Annotated in this window: 14 protein-coding genes; 13 read left to right on the plus strand and 1 reads right to left on the minus strand. The window is 32.7% G+C overall.

The genetic code is table 11. The annotated features are described in order from the left end of the window. Positions 1 to 1,093: 1,093 nt before the first annotated feature. The 11 genes from thrS to C1X07_RS14015 all read left to right on the plus strand — a co-directional run bounded on the left by thrS (position 1,094) and on the right by C1X07_RS14015 (position 14,232). Positions 1,094 to 3,040, plus strand: coding sequence for a threonine--tRNA ligase (thrS, locus tag C1X07_RS13965; protein WP_103070654.1), 1,947 nt, complete (start codon positions 1,094 to 1,096; stop codon positions 3,038 to 3,040). A 67-nt stretch (positions 3,041 to 3,107) separates the two neighbouring features. After that, a complete protein-coding gene (infC, locus tag C1X07_RS13970; protein ID WP_241507268.1) occupies positions 3,108 to 3,626 on the plus strand; it encodes a translation initiation factor IF-3 in 519 nt (172 codons plus the stop codon). A 63-nt stretch (positions 3,627 to 3,689) separates the two neighbouring features. Continuing rightward, the gene (rpmI, locus tag C1X07_RS13975; RefSeq protein ID WP_025743024.1) at positions 3,690 to 3,887 is read left to right on the plus strand and encodes a 50S ribosomal protein L35; all 198 of its coding nucleotides are present in this window, start codon (positions 3,690 to 3,692) and stop codon (positions 3,885 to 3,887) included. Positions 3,888 to 4,030: 143 nt separating this feature from the next. Further along, positions 4,031 to 4,375: a 50S ribosomal protein L20 gene (gene rplT / locus C1X07_RS13980; RefSeq protein WP_103070656.1), complete on the plus strand. Its 345-nt coding sequence runs from the start codon at positions 4,031 to 4,033 to the stop codon at positions 4,373 to 4,375. A 173-nt stretch (positions 4,376 to 4,548) separates the two neighbouring features. Continuing rightward, a complete protein-coding gene (locus C1X07_RS13985) occupies positions 4,549 to 4,953 on the plus strand; it encodes a hypothetical protein (protein WP_103070657.1) in 405 nt (134 codons plus the stop codon). A gap of 6 nt (positions 4,954 to 4,959) precedes the next feature. Further along, the gene (locus C1X07_RS13990) at positions 4,960 to 7,743 is read left to right on the plus strand and encodes a PAS domain-containing hybrid sensor histidine kinase/response regulator (RefSeq protein WP_103070658.1); all 2,784 of its coding nucleotides are present in this window, start codon (positions 4,960 to 4,962) and stop codon (positions 7,741 to 7,743) included. A gap of 45 nt (positions 7,744 to 7,788) precedes the next feature. Then, positions 7,789 to 8,598 (plus strand): TrmH family RNA methyltransferase, encoded by an 810-nt coding sequence (locus C1X07_RS13995; RefSeq protein ID WP_103070659.1) that lies wholly within the window; start codon positions 7,789 to 7,791, stop codon positions 8,596 to 8,598. A gap of 97 nt (positions 8,599 to 8,695) precedes the next feature. Continuing rightward, positions 8,696 to 9,928: a M48 family metallopeptidase gene (locus C1X07_RS14000; RefSeq protein ID WP_103070660.1), complete on the plus strand. Its 1,233-nt coding sequence runs from the start codon at positions 8,696 to 8,698 to the stop codon at positions 9,926 to 9,928. 171 nt (positions 9,929 to 10,099) lie between these two features. Continuing rightward, positions 10,100 to 12,304: a RelA/SpoT family protein gene (locus tag C1X07_RS14005; protein WP_103070661.1), complete on the plus strand. Its 2,205-nt coding sequence runs from the start codon at positions 10,100 to 10,102 to the stop codon at positions 12,302 to 12,304. A gap of 189 nt (positions 12,305 to 12,493) precedes the next feature. Further along, entirely contained in the window at positions 12,494 to 12,961 is a 468-nt protein-coding gene (locus C1X07_RS14010) for a Fur family transcriptional regulator (protein WP_103070662.1), read from the plus strand. Beyond that, the gene (locus C1X07_RS14015) at positions 12,961 to 14,232 is read left to right on the plus strand and encodes an adenylosuccinate synthase (RefSeq protein ID WP_103070663.1); all 1,272 of its coding nucleotides are present in this window, start codon (positions 12,961 to 12,963) and stop codon (positions 14,230 to 14,232) included. The genes C1X07_RS14010 and C1X07_RS14015 overlap by 1 nt, the downstream gene beginning before the upstream one ends. Before the next feature lie 76 nt (positions 14,233 to 14,308). Here the strand turns inward: C1X07_RS14015 and C1X07_RS14020 are convergent, their stop codons facing one another. Then, complete coding sequence (locus C1X07_RS14020) at positions 14,309 to 15,667, minus strand: PD40 domain-containing protein (protein WP_103070664.1); 1,359 nt, start codon at positions 15,665 to 15,667, stop codon at positions 14,309 to 14,311. Positions 15,668 to 16,187: 520 nt separating this feature from the next. On the opposite strand from C1X07_RS14020, the gene C1X07_RS14025 reads away from it, so the two are divergent. Then, positions 16,188 to 18,014, plus strand: coding sequence for an OstA-like protein (locus tag C1X07_RS14025; protein ID WP_103070894.1), 1,827 nt, complete (start codon positions 16,188 to 16,190; stop codon positions 18,012 to 18,014). 45 nt (positions 18,015 to 18,059) lie between these two features. Then, positions 18,060 to 19,250 carry an aspartate aminotransferase family protein gene (locus C1X07_RS14030; protein WP_103070665.1) on the plus strand — a complete coding sequence of 397 codons (1,191 nt, stop codon included), beginning with the start codon at positions 18,060 to 18,062 and terminating at the stop codon, positions 19,248 to 19,250. The last annotated feature ends 282 nt before the right edge of the window (positions 19,251 to 19,532 follow it).

Below are 19,532 nucleotides of genomic sequence, written 5' to 3' on the forward strand. Positions count from 1 at the left end.
TAATCGTATCTCTTTGATGTTTCTAGTTCTTATTATTCGTATAAACTATCTCTAGTCTAATACGCGCTGTCAATCAATATGTCTATGAACTTTTTTAACTCCTGAAGCGATCTTCTTCGCCAGTCGTTTTGTCAATTAATAAGGAATCGAACCTTATAAATGTTACCTCTAACACCCTACTCCTGTATAATTATTTATAATGAACTTTACTTGTTTCTTAAAGCGGGTGCAAATATACAACCCTTTTTGATTCTGCAAAGCTTTTTTTTAATTTATTTTAAAGTTTTTTTTTAATCTCTTTTAAAACAAATCTTGTCTATGAACTTACCAAAACCGTAAACCGTTTTGCGGCTGCAAACCTACAACCTTTTTTTATTCTGACAAGAACTTTTTTTTATAAATATTTTAAAAAAATATCAAACTCTTTTAGCAATAAATATCCTCAATGAACAAAGCAAAACAATAGCCCGTTTTGCGGGTGCAAACATACAACTCTTTACTACATACACAATATCTTTTTTACAGTTTTTTTACATTAAAATAACAATGCGCTGAAAATACACACTTTACAACCCTTATTTTTATAAATATCAGAATATGCAAAGGGGAAATTTACACTAAACACAGTCTCACCTATCCCCTAGATACTCCACAAATTGTTTATACATAACTATAAAAATCACAAAGCTACACTACTAAAGAAGGCTTAAGTAAAAACTATTATATAAATAGGTATCTAAAAAAAAGCGTGAGGGATAGTAGTGAAAATCCCGCAGCCTGAGGATACGAAGTGCGAGGAATTGTAACAGATAGCCCGACCCAGAGGGGCACGCCATAAGCAAAATGCTTTATACCTCTTTATACTTTTTAACCTTTATAGATACAAACAACTACAGATTTACTGATAGAAGTATGACCCTTATCAGTAATACGGTATAAACAATTACTATTTCATTAAAATACATCAACCCTAACACCTCTATCCTACTTCATCTCTGTTAGCTGTTTTTTATCAATTAATAAATTAAATATAGCATCTACTATTGTATGAGGTTTATTATCGTATTATCTTTGCCCCTTAATTTAGAAAAAAATGATCAAGATTACGTTACCAGATGGTTCGGTTAGAGAATACAATAGCGGTATTACCGCTATGGATGTCGCAAAAGATATTAGTGAAGGTTTTGCCAGAAATGTGATTTCTGCAAAATTTAACGGAACTACTATTGAGACCACAACCGAATTAACCACCGACGGCAATCTTGTTTTGTTTACATGGAGAGATGATGAGGGTAAGACTGCCTTTAGACACTCCACCTCTCATGTCTTAGCACAAGCTCTTGAAGAGTTATACCCAGGCATCAAACTATCTATTGGCCCTGCTATAGACAATGGGTTTTATTATGATGTAGACCTTGGAGAGCAAACAATTTCTGAAAAAGATTTCAAAACCATTGAAGATAAAATGCTTGAAATCGCAAGAGGAAAACATGATTTTAAAATGAGGTCAGTTTCTAAAGCTGATGCTTTAGCAAAATACAAAGAAGAGGGCAATACTTACAAGGTTGAATTAATTGAAAACCTTGAAGATGGTACTATAACATTTTGTGACCATGACACCTTTACTGATTTATGTCGAGGGGGACACATCCCTAACACTGGACTTATTAAAGCAGTAAAAATAATGAGTGTTGCAGGTGCCTATTGGCGAGGTGATGAAAACAACAAACAGTTAACACGTGTTTATGGAACTTCTTTCCCTAAGCAAAAAGAATTAAAAGAATATCTAGCTTTACTTGAAGAAGCAAAAAAACGAGACCATAGAAAATTAGGAAAAGAACTCCAACTTTTTACTTTTTCTCAAAGAGTAGGCCAAGGGTTACCTTTATGGCTTCCTAAAGGTGCAGCTTTACGAGATCGCTTAGAACAATTCTTAAAAAAGGCACAGAAAAAAGCAGGTTATGAAATGGTGGTTACACCACACATAGGACAAAAAGAACTTTATGTTACTTCTGGTCATTATGCCAAATATGGAGAAGACAGTTTTCAACCTATCAATACTCCGGCTGATGGTGAAGAATTCTTATTAAAGCCTATGAATTGTCCTCATCATTGCGAAATATACAATAGTGAACCATGGTCATATCGAGACTTACCAAAACGATACGCAGAGTTTGGTACGGTTTACAGATATGAACAAAGTGGTGAGCTTCATGGCTTGACCCGTGTTAGAGGCTTTACTCAAGATGATGCACATATTTTTTGCACACCAGACCAATTAGATGAAGAATTTAAAAAGGTTATTGATCTAGTTTTGTATGTATTTAATTCTTTAGGCTTTGAAAACTTCACAGCCCAGGTATCTTTAAGAGACCCTGACAATCCTAATAAATATATTGGAGAGGTTAAGAATTGGGAAAAAGCCGAAAATGCAATTATTAATGCTGCTAAGGACAAAGGACTAGATTATGTTGTTGAAACTGGAGAAGCTGCATTCTACGGGCCTAAATTAGATTTTATGGTAAAAGATGCTTTAGGTAGAAGTTGGCAATTAGGAACTATTCAGGTAGATTATAATCTTCCTGAGCGTTTTGACCTTACCTACAAAGGCAGTGATAATGAATTACACAGACCAGTAATGATACATAGGGCTCCTTTTGGCAGTATGGAGAGGTTTATCGCTATTTTACTAGAACATACCGGAGGTAATTTCCCTTTATGGCTTATGCCAGAACAAGCCATTGTACTCTCTATCAGTGAGAAATATGAAAAATACGCGGAAAAAGTTTTAAATTTGTTAGAAAATGACGAAATTCGCGCCCTCTCGGATCATAGAAATGAGACTATAGGTAAAAAAATTAGAGAGGCTGAAATGAATAAGTTCCCTTATATTATTATCTTAGGGGAGCAAGAAGAAAAAGACAATACTATTTCTGTTCGTAAACATGGCGGTGAAGATTTAGGTACAATATCAGTAGAAGCATTTACCAAAATAGTAAAAGAAGAAATAAATAGAACACTAAAACCGTTTAACGGATAACAATAAAATTAAGTTTAATTTAAATTTTGAAGTCATAGCAATAAGAAGAAGAAGATCTCAAAAACCACTGAGAGTAATCAAAGAAGACGCGCACAGAATCAATCACAAGATCCGTGTTGATGAAGTACGTCTTGTAGGTGACAATATAGAAGTTGGCGTTTACCCGACAAAAAAAGCACTACAGCTTGCTGAAGAGCAAGAACTCGACCTTGTAGAAATTTCGCCTAAAGCAGTGCCTCCTGTTTGTAAAATAATGGACTATAAAAAATTCCTTTATGAACAGAAGAAAAGAGACAAAGCCTTAAAATCGAAGGCTACCAAAGTTGTTATTAAAGAAATTAGATTTGGACCTAATACCGATGAGCATGATTATGAATTCAAGAAAAAGCATGCTATTAAGTTTTTGAGTGAAGGAGCCAAACTAAAGGCTTACGTTTTTTTCAAAGGGCGTTCTATAATATACAAAGATCAAGGTCAGATTTTACTACTTAGGCTTGCACAAGAACTTGAGGAGTATGGCAAAGTAGAGCAAATGCCAAAATTAGAAGGTAAACGAATGATTATGTTTATCGCTCCAAAAAAATAGAGATTATTTCTTATACATAGAAATAACTAAAATAATAAGTGAGATTATTAAAACAAGGATACAATGCCTAAAATGAAAACAAAATCCAGTGCAAAAAAGCGTTTTAAGCTTACGGGGACTGGTAAATTAAAAAGAAAGCACGCTTTTAAGAGTCACATTTTGACAAAAAAGTCTAAAAAGCGAAAGCTAGCTTTAACGCACTCAACATTAGTGCACAAAAGCGATGAAAATAGTATTAAAGAGCAATTACGTTTAAAGTAGTACCTTTTTAATCAGGTTAAAATTATTATAAACCCAGGAGTTAGGCTTTTATGTTTTAAGAAAAATTTACTTAAAGTAGATATACAAATCATAAATACACAAAGAGTCAATTATTGACCGCCTACTACTAAAAAATTTAAATTATGCCAAGATCAGTAAATTCTGTTGCAAAGAGAGCTAGAAGAAAAAAAGTTCTTAAGCAAGCAAAAGGTTATTTCGGACGTCGTAAAAACGTTTGGACAGTAGCAAAAAATGCGGTTGATAAAGCAATGTCATATGCTTATAGAGATCGCAGAAACAAAAAGAGAACTTTCCGTGCTTTATGGATCACCCGTATTAATGCTGGTGCTCGTTTACACGGTATGTCTTATTCACAATTTATGGGAAAAGTAAAAGCTAACAATATCGAGTTAAACCGTAAGGTTCTTGCCGATTTAGCGATGAACAACCCAGAAGCTTTTCAAGCAATTGTAGAAAAAGTAAAGTAAATCTTTTAGTAATATAATACAGGATCTCACTTATAAAAAAGCCCGCTATTAAGCGGGTTTTTTATGTTTAAAACCTAACCAAATACGCATTTCATCGACAAAAACAGCATTTTATCCATAAAAAAGCTCAGGAATTAGTATTTTTTCATTACATTTAAACAAACTGGATAACAATGAAAAAAAATATTTTTTTAAGTGCTTTGTTTTTATTTCCCATAAGTCAAGAGATAGTAGCTCAGGATCACAGCACGCATTCTAATAGTAATTTAGGAGCAGAACAAATATTCGGTCTCTTAGAAATGCCTTTTCTAGCCATTGCCCTTACATTTAGTTTTCTTACCGCCACCAGGCTAAGAGGTGGAAAATTTGGATCAGGAATGACATTACTCGCCTGGGGTTTTGTTGTTATGGCATTAGGACACCTTCATATGCAAATAGCCCATATTTTTGATTATAATATTTTTAAAAACATTTTTGGAGATACAATTGGTAATTATATATGGTTTATCGCACTAATCCTTACATGGGGTTTATCAGCACTAGGTTTTTACAAAATATACAAAGCTAGTAAAATATGAATCTGAATGTTCAAAAATTGGTTCCAAAAAATAACACGCCCCAAAAAAGCTGATCTTCCAAAGAACCAGGAAGAGCAAGTAATCACGGATCTAATTGATTTTCTTTGGAAAGAAATTGATATACCCGCAAATGCTTCACACCTTAAATCAAAAATAAAAGCTTTCAAAAGCCTGTCTTTTGAAAGACAAATTGAAATCCTTCCAGAATTATATTTATTTCTAGAAGAGTTTATTACCGAAAAAAATATTTTAAGGCGACCTGGAAAACAATTTATACGCGACAAAGTAACCAGTAAGTTCCCTTCTCTTCTTAAGTACAAATCCTTCAAATTAATATTTGACCCTCTTAAGGAGCAAGAATTAATACTTTGTAAAGTTTTTCTTTCTAAGGTCATGGAAAAATCATCAGAACTCATAGGTAGTTATAATGACCCAAGAATTATGGAGATCACAAAATATCTAAACACGCCCTATGATTTTTTAACTATCGATGTAATCAAAGAAAGAAAAAACCTGTTAGAGTTTTCTAACCAGATTTTTCTTAGAATAAAAAATAGTTTGGGCATAAATGCAATTACCAACATCTATTTGCTCATCTACAAAAAGCATTTTCAATCCTATAATTTGCTGGATTCTTTTACTGCAACCTTAAATGTTATACCCGAAGAAATTCTTGCTAAAGACTTGATTAACTTCCCAAGTAAGCAGCAAATGCACAAAATGTTACAAAAACAACTCTATAGCTTAGAGGAAATAAACGAAAGATTAACCAAAGAAATTATAGAAAGAAAAAAAGTTGAAGAAGAATTAAAATACAGTGAGCATTTAAAAACTACTATTTTAGAAACAGCGATGGATGGTGTTGTTCTAGTGAATAGCGAGGGAACAGTATTAAACTGGAACAAGCAAGCAGAAAATATATTGGAATTAAAAAGGGAAAAAACAATTGGCAATAGCATCTACCCTTTAGTCCCATATAAACTTAGGCAAGAATTAAAAAGAAGTTTTAAGAATTATATTCAATTCGGAAAAGATGAGCTTATTAACAAAAGAGTAGAAACCCATGTAAAAAGACTAGATGGCTCCGTAGTGTTTATCGAACTTACCGTTATTGCTATTGAAACTAAAGATGATTATCTTTTTAATGGTTTTTTCAGAGATATTACCAACAGACGAATTATTGATAATGAAATAAGAGAAGCAAAAGTAATTGCAGAGAAATCTGCAAAGGCTAAATCCGTTTTTTTATCTAACATGAGTCACGAGATCAGAACTCCACTAAATGTTATTCTTGGACTTACTGGTATTTTACAAAAAAGTAGTTTTGAAACTCCCAAAATAGACAAAAAGAACCTGGATGGTATTCAATTCTCTGCAGAAAACCTCCTTATATTAATAAATGATATTCTTGATTTTTCAAAAATAGAAGCAGGCAAACTCACATTACACAATGCTAATTTTAATCTTCATGAACTCATCACCAATATTTCTCGTGGTTTTAGAATAAAAGCTGACGAAAAAGGCCTAAAGTATACGATGCTTATCGATCCTTCGGTTCCAAAATTTATAATTGGAGATCAACTTAGATTAAATCAAATTTTAATCAATTTATTAGGTAACGCTATAAAATTTACTCAAACTGGGGAAATAAAAATAGTATTAAAAACAGAAAAAATGAGCTCTGAAGATATTACTATCAACTTTTCTGTAATAGATACGGGCGTAGGAATACCACAAAACAAATTAAATAATATTTTTGAAAGCTTCTATCAAGTACATAAGCCAGGAAAAAATAAAATAGAAGGAACGGGACTTGGGCTTTCGATATCCAAACAACTTATCGAGCTCCAAGGAGGAAAATTTAACGCCAAAAGTAAACCTGAAGTTGGATCTACTTTTAATTTCTCTATAACATACAAAAAGAGTAATTATAAAATCCCTAAAGAAACCAAAAAAGATATTCCTGCTTCAGGAGTTAACCCTATTCTATCTGGAATGAGAGTATTAGTGGTTGAAGACAACAAAATGAATCAGTTTTTTATTAGACAACTATTTACAAATTGGAACATTGATGCCCATATAGCAGATAATGGAAAGATTGCAATCGAAAAACTTGAAGATTTTACTTATGACCTTATACTTATGGATATGCACATGCCTGTTATGGATGGTCCTGAAACTACAGAGATCATAAGAAAATCCAATAACCAAAAAATCAATCAGATTCCTATAGTAGCTTGTTCTGCAGATGTTTTTCCGGAATCAAAAAAGAAAGCTATAGAATCAGGGATGAACTTTTATCTTACCAAACCTCTAAGCGAGCAAGCATTAGAAGAAATACTTTTGAGTATACAATCAAATGCGCTCGAAGGCATTATCTCTACACCAGAAAATAACGAAGTAAAAAATAAACCTCCTACTTCAAAAACTCAAAAATTCTGCGATTTATCATTTTTAGAAAAAACCTTTGGTAATGATGCAGAAATTATTCAAAGTGTACTACAAATATTTCTTAATGAAACCCCTAAAGATTATCAAAAATTAAAATTAGCAATTGAAGAAAAAAATCCTCAAGCCGCAAAAGAAACTGCTCACAAATTAAAATCTAGTTTTAAAACAATGGGGTTACAGAATGAAACCGCCATTCTCCAAAAAATTGAACAGCTATCAAACGAAAAGGTAGCGTTTGAAATCATATCTAATCACTTTCAGGTACTCAATAAATCTTTTGATAAAATCCTAGAAGAAATAGAGGGTTACATACAAGATTTCCCTTCTTTAAATTCATAAAAAAGAATACATTTTTCTTTCTTCTCTATTACTATATTTGCATTTATGCAAAATCACATAAAAAGTCTTCAGAATGACAAGGTAAAATTTCTTTATCAACTTAAAGAGAAATCGAGAGTTCGTAAAAAAGAACAACGTTTTATTATAGAAGGTAAACGTGAAATCACTTTAGCAATACAAGGGGGATATACCATAACACAGATTTACTATTGCTCGTCTATACTAAAATATGAAGAGGTTTTAACTCTTATTTCTTCTTTTAGAAATAGTATTGAGCTGTTTGAGATTACATCTGAAATCTATCGGAAACTAGCCTATAGAAGCACAACTGAAGGGATAATAGCTTTAGTTATTTCGAAGAATACAGATATAACAAATTTTGTATTACCTTCTAAAAACCCCTTAATTCTTATTGCAGAAGCTCCAGAAAAACCTGGTAACATAGGTGCAATCCTTAGAACTGCTGATGCTGCACAACTTGATGCTGTTCTAATTTCTGAACCAAAAACAGATTTATATAACCCAAATATTATAAGATCTAGCGTCGGTTGCATATTTACCAATAATATAGCCACTGGTTCTTCTTTAGACATTATAGATTTTTTAAAAAAGCAAGAAGTAAATATCTATGGAGCCGCATTGCAAGCATCTGTAGATTACCATACCTTGGATTATACTAAACCTACTGCAATTGTTGTTGGCACAGAAGCTACCGGATTAAGTTCTTCTTTTATAGAAAATACCACCCAGAATATCAAAATACCCATGTCTGGCGTGATAGATTCTATGAATGTTTCTGTAGCTGCAGGAATTCTTATTTTTGAAGCCAAGCGCCAAAGAAATTTTACTTACTAAAAGATTAAACAAATTGTCATAATAATAAATTTAAAATTGCTACCTTACAATTTCGTACTTGTCCCCAAGTGTTTGAACTACTAATTGCTATAAATCGATGACCCCAAATGCTCTGTTTTACCTATTAATCCTAATTATTGTTATTGTATTTCTGATAGATTCATTATTAGATTTTCTAAATGCAAGACATTATAACAATCAAATCCCAGAAGAATTAGCAAACGTATATCCTGAGGAAGAATACCAAAAATCTATCGCTTATAAGATGGCCAATTATAAGTTTAAACTCGTTTCTTCAATCATATCTCTAGCCATAATGTTATTATTTTTCTTTTTAGATGGCTTTGCTTGGGTTGACAATATTGCTCGAAGTTTCTCTGATAACTCAATTATTGTTGGGCTTCTATTTTTTGGTATAATTATGATTAGTAGTGATATTCTTTCGACTCCTGCTGCCTACTACAAAATTTTCACCATTGAAGAAAAGTTTGGATTCAATAAGATGAGTATCAGAACTTTTTTTATTGACAAGATAAAAAGCATAATAATGATGATTATTGTTGGAGGAGGACTTTTAGCTCTCATTATATGGTTTTACCAAATCACGGGCAATTCATTTTGGGTTTATGCGTGGGTATTAGTTTCTATCTTTACTTTAAGTATGAATATGTTTTATGCAAAACTTATTGTTCCTATTTTTAATAAGCAAACACCTTTGGAGTCTGGAGAACTAAGAGATACTATTGAAGCTTATTCTAAAAAAGTAGGGTTTCGACTAAAAGATATATTTGTAATAGATGGTTCTAAAAGAAGTACCAAAGCAAACGCCTACTTTTCTGGTTTTGGTAGTGAAAAGAGGATAACACTATATGACACTTTGATCAAAGATCTAGATAAAGAAGAAATTGTAGCTGTACTCGCTCATGAAGTGGGTCATTATAAAAAAAGACATGTGATCATCAATTTAGCATTATCAATTGTACTTACAGGATTAACATTATGGTTTTTATCACTTTTTATAGCTAACCCGTTACTTTCTGAAGCACTCGCAGTAAAAACCCCTTCATTTCATATTGGACTTATAGCTTTCGGAATTTTATACAGCCCTATTTCAGAAATTACAGGTCTCATAATGAACATTGTATCTAGAGCCTTCGAGTATCAAGCAGATAACTATGCAAAAAACACATATAATAATGAAGCATTAATCAACAGTCTAAAAAAACTCTCAAAAAACAATCTTAGTAATCTTACACCTCATCCTGCTATGGTATTTATACATTACTCACACCCTACTCTTTTGCAAAGAATAAAAAATCTTAGAAAATAAATCCGCTACTTAAGTACTTGGTGGTTACATTTCTTAATTGTATTTTTAAATACTGATGACCAAAATTTAAAATTTGTGTCATTAATCTAAAATATAATTTTTGCTATCTATTATCAACAAGGGAATATCACACACGATACTTAATAGGGCTTTCTTAAAAAACTTTATGTTATGACCGAAGCTGCTATAGAAGAAGAGAACAAACAAATTGCTAAGCAATACAAAGAATTGCTTCGTATTAGTTATAGAGATCTTACCAAAGAAGACAAGACACTAATACGACAAGCATTCGATATTGCCGTTGATGCGCATAAGGATCAACGCCGTAAGAGTGGTGAAGCCTATATTTTTCATCCCATAGCTGTGGCAAAAATCGTAGCTAGCGAAATAGGCTTGGATGCAACTTCAATTGCGGCAGCTTTACTTCATGATGTTGTTGAAGACACAGAATATACTCTTGTAGATATTGAGCAAATGTTTGGTGAAACAGTAGCTCGTATTGTAGATGGTCTTACCAAAATATCTTCATTAAAAAAGGATAAGGACATCTCATTACAAGCTGAGAACTTTAGAAAAATGCTACTTACCCTTAATGATGATGTAAGGGTTATTATCATTAAGATTGCAGATCGCTTGCATAATATGCAAACAATGGATGCTATGCGACCAGATAAGCAAGTAAAAATTGCCTCTGAAACTTTATACATATACGCTCCTCTTGCTCACCGCATCGGTTTGTATAACATTAAAACTGAACTAGAAGATTTAGGCTTAAAGTATACTGAAACTGAAGTATACAAAGATATTCTGGAAAAAATAAAAGAAAGCAAAGAAGAACAAGATGAGTATATCAAAAAGTTTTCTGATCGTATAAGAGAAGGACTCGACAGAGAAGGATTAAACTACCAAATAAAGGGCAGACCTAAATCTATTTTCTCTATTCGCAGGAAAATGATTAAACAGAATATCTCGTTTGACGAGGTTTATGATAAGTTTGCTATTAGAATCATATACAAATCAGATATAGAAAATGAAAAATTTATAGCCTGGAAAATCTATACGGTAGTTACTGATTATTACCGTCCTAACCCCATAAGATTAAGAGATTGGATTTCTCAACCTAAATCTACAGGTTATGAAGCCTTACATATCACAGTTATCGGACCAGACAGCAAATGGGTAGAAGTACAAATTCGAAGTGAGCGTATGCATGAAATTGCAGAAAAAGGATACGCTGCCCATTACAAATACAAGAATACAGAAGAGAAACAAGATCAAGGCTTAGACGGGTGGTTGAACAGGCTTCAGGAAGCCTTGGAAAACTCAGAAGCAAACGCTGTTGATTTTGTTGAAGAGTTCAAGCTTAACCTTTATGCAAAGGAAATATTTGTTTTTACACCCGAAGGAGATTTAAAATCACTCCCAAAAGGAGCTACTGCTTTGGATTTTGGTTTTAGTGTGCATACAGAAGTTGGACTACGAACTCGTGGGGCAAGGGTAAATGGAAAGTTAGTACCGTTAAGTCACGAACTTAAAAATGGAGATCAGGTTGAGATTATTACATCAACCAAATCAAAACCTTCTTCTAGCTGGTTAGATTATGCAACCACCGCCAGAGCCCGATCAAAAATCAAATCTGCTCTACGCGATGAAAAAAAACAAATTGCCGAAGAAGGAAAAGTTATTTTGAAACGTAAACTCCGATCTCAAAAAATAACATTAAGTGAAAAAGTTGTTAACGAACTTGTCCTTTATTTTAAACTAAAAACCAGTTTAGATCTTTTTTACAGAGTTGGAATAGGTACGATTGACAACCAAAAGATTAAAGAGTTTGCAACCACTCGAAGCAATGTCTTTATGAATTTTATTAAAAATAGAATTCGAAGAGGTAATATCAAGGATGTAAACAAAGAAGAGATCACTTCTAAATATGATTTACTTGTTTTTGGGAAAGATTCAGAAAAGCTGGAATACAAATTATCTAACTGCTGTAATCCCATTCCTGGTGATGATGTTTTTGGTTTTATTACTGTAAATGAAGGAATAAAAGTGCATAAAAACAATTGCCCCAATGCCCTACAACTACAAAGTAATTATGCCTATCGCATTATTCTTGCTAAATGGATCGATTCTAGCCAAGAAGAATTCAAAGCTGTAATCAAACTTAATGGAATTGATAATATTGGAGTAGTTAATGAAGTAACTCAAATCATATCAAACAATATGCACCTCGCTATATACAACATGAATTTTGATACCAATGATGGTGTTTTTACAGGTAAGATAACAGTGGGCGTTAAAAATAAAAATACATTAAAAACTGTAATGAAAAACCTTGCAAAAATAAATGGTATCGATAAAGTTGTAAGAGAATGATATTTGAATAAATTAGAATAAATTTACCTTGTAAGAACAACCCTATAACAAAAAGTGAAGTTCAATTTTATCAGATCACGAATACCTCTAAAACTAACTTGAGTTTAGTAATTTTAGAATGTTTAAATAATCGTTATCAAAATCGGAGTCTCACTAATAAAAATAATGTAACTTTGTTTTTTTAAATGTATGAGTACTAAAGCAACTACACAAAACGACCAGAACATCGTTAAAAATGTGTTTACCAGTTTCTTAGAAGAAAATGGTCATAGAAAAACACCCGAAAGATACGCTATACTTCAAGAAATATATGATAGTGATGAGCATTTTGATATAGAATCTTTGTATATCAAAATGAAAAATAAAAACTATCGAGTTAGTCGTGCCACTCTATATAACACTATCGAACTCTTATTAGAGTGTAAACTGGTCAGGAAACATCAATTTGGTCAAAACCAAGCTCAATACGAAAAGTCATATTTTGACAGACAGCATGATCACTTAATCCTAACCGACTCTGGAGAGGTTTTAGAATTTTGTGATCCCAGAATTCAATCTATAAAGAAAACAATCGAGGAAATTTTTGATGTAGATATTACAAATCATTCTTTGTATTTCTACGGAACTAAAAAAAAACCATCTAATCAAGATAACTAATGGCAGTAAACTTATTACTTGGTCTTCAATGGGGAGACGAAGGTAAAGGAAAAATTGTAGACGTTCTTACAAAAGATTATAATATAATTGCACGATTTCAAGGAGGCCCTAATGCAGGACATACTTTGGAGTTTGATGGAATCAAACATGTGTTACACACAATTCCAAGTGGTATTTTTCATGACAAAGCCATTAATTTGGTAGGAAATGGTGTCGTAATAGATCCGGTTATTTTTAAAAAAGAATTAGATAATCTGAATAAATTTGATTTGGATTACAAATCCAAACTATTGATTTCTAGAAAAGCACATCTAATTCTTCCTACCCATAGAATATTAGATGCAGCCTCAGAAGCTTCTAAAGGAAAGGCAAAAATAGGTTCAACCCTAAAAGGAATCGGTCCTACTTATATGGATAAAACCGGAAGAAACGGTATTCGAGTTGGAGATTTAGAACTTAGTGATTGGAAAGAACGTTATCGCTCTTTGGCAGATAAGCACGAAGCAATGATTGACTTCTATGATGCCAAAATCGAGTATAACCTAGAAGAGCTAGAAAATGAATTTTTTGAAGCTGTAAAAGTATTAAAGACACTTACTTTTATTGATAGTGAAGAATATTTACATCAAGCTCACAGAGAAGGAAAAACAATTCTAGCAGAAGGAGCTCAAGGATCCTTATTAGATATAGATTTTGGAACATATCCGTTTGTAACCTCATCAAACACTACAGCTGCTGGTGCATGTACAGGGTTGGGTATCGCTCCAAACAAAATTAAAGATGTCTTTGGTATATTTAAAGCATACACTACCAGAGTTGGTAGCGGACCATTTCCTACCGAGCTATTTGATGAAGATGGAGAGACAATGGCAAAAGTAGGTCATGAATTTGGGGCTACCACCGGTAGACCAAGAAGATGTGGCTGGCTAGACCTTGTAGCTCTAAAATATGCTGTACATGTAAATGGGGTGACAAAATTAATGATGATGAAAGGTGATGTTTTAAGTGGTTTTAATACTTTAAAAATTTGTACTGCTTATAAATACCAAGGAAAGACAATTACTCATTTACCGTATAATATAGAGCCCGAAAATGTTACGCCCATCTATACAGAAATGAAAGGATGGTCAGAAGATCTTACTAAAATGAATGATGCCTCTCAACTACCAAAAGAGTTAAATGATTACATATCCTTCTTAGAAAAAGAATTAGAGACACCAATAACAATAGTCTCTGTTGGACCAGATAGGAAACAAACAATCCACAGATAAACAACGAATACACCTTAAAAAAAGAGTCTGGAATCCAGACTCTTTTTTTTATTTTTTTAGATAAAACAATTACTCCTTAATACAATGAAATAATCCCCTCTTTGACTTGTCTAAGTTCTAAAACACGTTCTAATTTCAGTTTGGATTTCGATTTGTGGTCATCGGTATTTGGAAAAGATACCACTTGCCTAAATCCATAAATATCATCATCTCCTTTACCCCCTTTACGATTACTTGCAAAATATCCCCTATTACTCTCTTCATTAATAATAAAAGTAAAATCATCTTTAGGACTATTGATCGGCTCTCCTAGATTTTTCACCTCTATAACTCCTTCTTGATTAGGTGTAGCCATAAATATATCCAAACCTCCTAACCCTAGGTGACCATCACTGGCAAAAAACAATTTTCCTTTATCACTTATATAAGGAAATGTTTCCCTTCCTGAAGTATTTATAGCATCACCCAAATTTTTAGGTTTACCAAAACTACCATCTTTACGAATTTCTACCGCAAACAAATCTGATTTCCCCAAACTACCAGGCATATCACTTGCAAAATACAAGAACCTCCCATCTTCAGACAAAGCCGGATGAGCTGTAGAATACTCATTACTATTAAAAGGCAATTCTTCAATATCCTTCCATTTTCCATCTACATAACATGCTCTGTAAATTTTTAATAATACTATTCCGTCTTTATTTCTTCTAAATTTTCTGTTCGAGTAATTATTTCTTGTAAAATATACTGTTTTTCTATCCTTACTAAATGTTACTGAAGATTCATGAAATTTTGTATTAATATCTCCCTTCAATCTTTCAATATCTTTCTTATCATTTCCTCTAGCTGTAGTATATAAATCTAAAAAAGGTTGATTATTCCATTCATGAATAAAAGTAGAAAAGCCACTACGATTTCTCGAAGAAGCAAATATTAATTCATTTTTATAAAAAATAGGGGCATAATCAGAATTTTCAGAGTTAATATCCAAGGTATCAACGACAAATCGAGTAAGAACTTTTCCTTCTAGTGTAATAAATTTAATAGTGTTCTCCTCTTTTACCGTTTTGCTTTTTTTCTTTACAATAGGTTTAGATTTAACACTTTTATCAAAATCTCCTCCCTTGGCTAGACTTATAGCATATTTGTCTTGATACTCCGGCTTCACTTCTTTCGAAAACAAACCAACCAGTACTTTATACCATTGCGCAGCACTCTTAAAATCTCCACTCAAATAATAGGTATCACCAAGTGTTTCATATAGTTCCGCAGATCGAAGTCCTTTTTTCAGCACTTTAAAACATATTTCTCTTGCTTCTACATAAGCTTTCCTCTCTAAAGCTTCATTTGCTTTTTGTAACTGTTTTTCTTGAGAAAATACAGCCCCACAAAAAAACAAAAAAAATAGTACCCCATAGATTTTTCTCAAAACCATCTATTATCTTTTTGTCAATAGTATTACGACCAAGTTATATCCTTTAAAAAAACTGTATCATTGCTAACAAGCATCAAAAAACACTTATCCAAATGAATCCATTTTTATAGAAAAATTCAAATATTAAGATAAAGCTATCCCCATAGCATTGATCGTATCCCTTTGTTGTTTCTTCTGCAATTTACTGATGCTTAGGCATATCTAATGTTAAAAATTTTGAAATTTTTACATTATCTGCTTTTTTCACACATATTTTCCCTTTGATCCTATAAAATTGACACATTATCTATTTTATTTTTTCATCATGAATATCTAATTGTAGAAATTATTTGATTTTGCACGATTATAAGTACCAAAAAAGTAAAATGCAACACAAGAAAAAAGGTACGGTTATTATATGAAAAGTAACTAAGATTTTATTTTAGCAATGAAGCCATAATCTTTAGATACAAATTTCGTTATTTTGCATACAAATTTGAAACTCTTGAAAAACAAATTCTTTTATATAACATTTACCCTTTTGTATTCACTAACTGTGCTTGCTCAGGAAGGGAAACAAATTAAGGTTCAATCGGATCGTACAATAAAGGATCAAAATAGATTTCCTGGCGCTACAATTCTAGCCAAAGTCGACAAACAAGTATACATGCAGCACGAAGGGATCGAAATATGGTGTGATCAAGCTGTACATTATGGTGATGATAAATTTGTAAAAGCGCTTGGTAATGTAACTATAAAACAAGGAGATACACTTACTATGACTAGTAAGTATGCAGAGTATAATGGTAATACTCAATTTGCATATGCCAGAGACGAAGTCTTTATGGAGACTCCCTCGAATACATTGCGGACAGACACTTTATTTTTTGACAGGCTAAAGCAACAGGCATATTATCGTAGTGGGGGAACTGTAAAAGATTCTTCTAATACTTTAACCAGTAAAATCGGGCGCTATTTTATGGATAGAAAACAATATTCATTTAATACAGAAGTGAAAATTGTAAATCCAGAAAACACAGTAGACTCAGAGAGATTAGATTATTACACAGAAGATGGGCATGCCTATTTGTATGGTCCTTCTACAGTAAAAGGAAAAGAAAGTACGTTATATTGTGAACGTGGGTTTTATGACACCAAAGTAAAAACTGGATATGCTATAAAAAATGCAAGAATTGACTATGATAAAAGAACAGTTTTTGGAGATAGTATCTTTTATAATAGTGCGAATCAATTTGCTTCTGCCACAAATAACATAAAAGTATTAGACACAGCAAACAATTCTATAATTACGGGGCATTATGCCGAAGTATTTAAAGATAAAGATTCTGTATTTATTACAAAACGTGCTCTTGCTGCAACCTTGCAAGAAAAAGATTCTATTTTTATTCATAGTGACACACTTATGGTTACTGGTAAACCTGAGCGTAGGATAATGAATGGTTTTTATGATGTAAGAATCTATAAGAGTAATATGAGTGGAAAAAGTGACTCAATTAATGTAGATCAAACCACTGGGTATACCAAAATGATTGGTAGACCTATTATTTGGGCACAAAGAAATCAAATGACCGGAGATACTATAAAAATTATTTCGAATACTGAAACAGAAAAACTAGACTCTCTTATTGTTTATCAAAATGCTTTTCTAGCACAGGAGGATACGCTTAAGGCAGGATATAATCAAGTCAAAGGACAAACACTTTATGGTCTCTTTAAAGACAATGAGATCTATCAGGTTGATATTGATAAAAATACCGAAACTATTTTTTATCAAAGAGAAAGCGAAGGTGAACTAAAACTTATTGGGATTAATAAAGTGCTTTCTAGTTCAATAAGGTTATTACTTAGTAATAGAGAGATTGAAGACGTATATTATTATCAAAATGTAGATGGCACTTTGTATCGAGAAATTGATTTGCCCGAAAATGCAAGAGAGCTCTCTGGTTTTAATTGGCGGGGAGAAGAACGCATCAATAGTAAGGCTGATCTCTTTAGAGGCGAAGCTCTCCCTGAGTTAACAAAAATAAAAGGATTACCATTACCAAAAGTTGAAGCTGATTTCTTTGATGAAGAAACCGTAAAACGCTTAGAAGAAAATAAATCAGAAGGATCTCGGTTATTAGAACAAGAACTTAAGGATGCAGAATTAAAAGAAACCAATGAGCAGTTAGATTCTATTCCTTCTCAAAAAAGTATAAAACAAGATCTCAAAACGGAGAAAAAACAGAATCAAAAAAAAACATCTTATATTGATCCTGACTTAGCCCGTACTGCCAAACAAAGAGATAGCATTACGGTTACTACATTACAATACCCTGAAGAAAAAATAAAAGATAGTATAAAGTAGTATATCTAAAACTCTACGTAGACACTAAATAACATAACAAATCTCTTGAAACAAGATTTTTTCAAATATCAAGCACAAACAACTCCGCACCCATTGGCAATGGAAATATCATATGCCGAAGGTTCTTATATCCATTCAACCAACGGAAAAAAATATCTGGATTTTGTAGCTGGAGTATCTGCTTGTAGTCTGGGGCATAGACACCCTAGAGTTATTGATGCAATAAAAGGTCAATTAGACAAATATCTGCATGTCATGGTGTATGGTGAGTATATACAAGAACCTGCCGTAGAGCTCTCCAAGCTCTTAGCATCTCACCTTCCTGACCCCTTAGAAAAAACATATTTAACCAATTCAGGTACAGAAGCCATAGAAGGTGCTTTAAAATTGGCTAGACGAGTTACCGGGCGTACTCAGATTATCTCAACAAAAAACGCATATCATGGTAATACCATGGGGTCAATGAGTGTTATGGGATATCAAGAACGCAAACAGGCTTTTAGACCCCTGATTCCCGATATTGCTTTTATCACTTTTAACGAAGAAAAAGATATCAATCGAATAACTCACAAAACTGCAGCCATTATACTAGAAACAATACAGGGAGGTGCAGGCTTTATTGAACCTAAAAATGGATATCTAAAAAAAGTAAAAAAGCGATGTGAAGAGGTTGGTGCGCTTTTAATCCTTGATGAGATACAGCCAGGTTTTGGTAGAACAGGAAAATTGTTTGGTTTTCAGAATTATGATATATCTCCTGATATCATTGCTATGGGAAAAGGAATGGGAGGAGGTCTCCCTATTGGTGCTTTTACAGCCTCTTCAGAGATGATGAATCAACTTCAAGATCATCCAAAGCTAGGGCACATTACCACTTTTGGAGGTAATCCTGTAATAGCAGCTGCCGCTTTGGCAACATTGCAGGAAATTACAGAAAGTGACGTAATGGCAGCTACTTTGGAGAAAGAAAAATTATTTAGATCCTTATTAGTTCATCCACTAATTAAAGAAATTAGAGGTCTCGGATTAATGTTAGCCTTTATAACTCCTTCAGCAGAAATAACTAATCAGATCATTTTAAAATGCCAAGACAAAGGTCTTATTCTATTCTGGTTACTTTTTGAACCCCTTGCTGTGCGCGTAACTCCTCCGCTAACCATATCTAAAAAAGAAATAAAAAAAGGCTGTCAAATCATTCTAAGCGTTTTAAATGAAATCAAAGACTCGATGATTTAAATGGTGTTTAATTAAGATATTACTCAAAAAAATTGTATATTTAGAATACTATCTTTTCTTTTCACAAATTCTATCACCCTTTTTAGTCTCTAAAAAACAAAACTCTAAATCATTGCAATTGATAATGGTACGTATTTTGTTAATTAGTTTGTTAAAAACAATTGGTTTTTGACGTTTAATCATCCAATTTCATTTGTAATTTTAATACTGAGGAAACCAATAATGCGAAAATAAATTAAGTAATAGAGTTCATTAATACTCTTATCTGTTAGGGAAAACAAA

Origin of the sequence: Aquimarina sediminis, assembly GCF_002895435.1 — a bacterium.
In the GTDB taxonomy this organism is placed as follows: Bacteria; Bacteroidota; Bacteroidia; order Flavobacteriales; family Flavobacteriaceae; genus Aquimarina; species Aquimarina sediminis.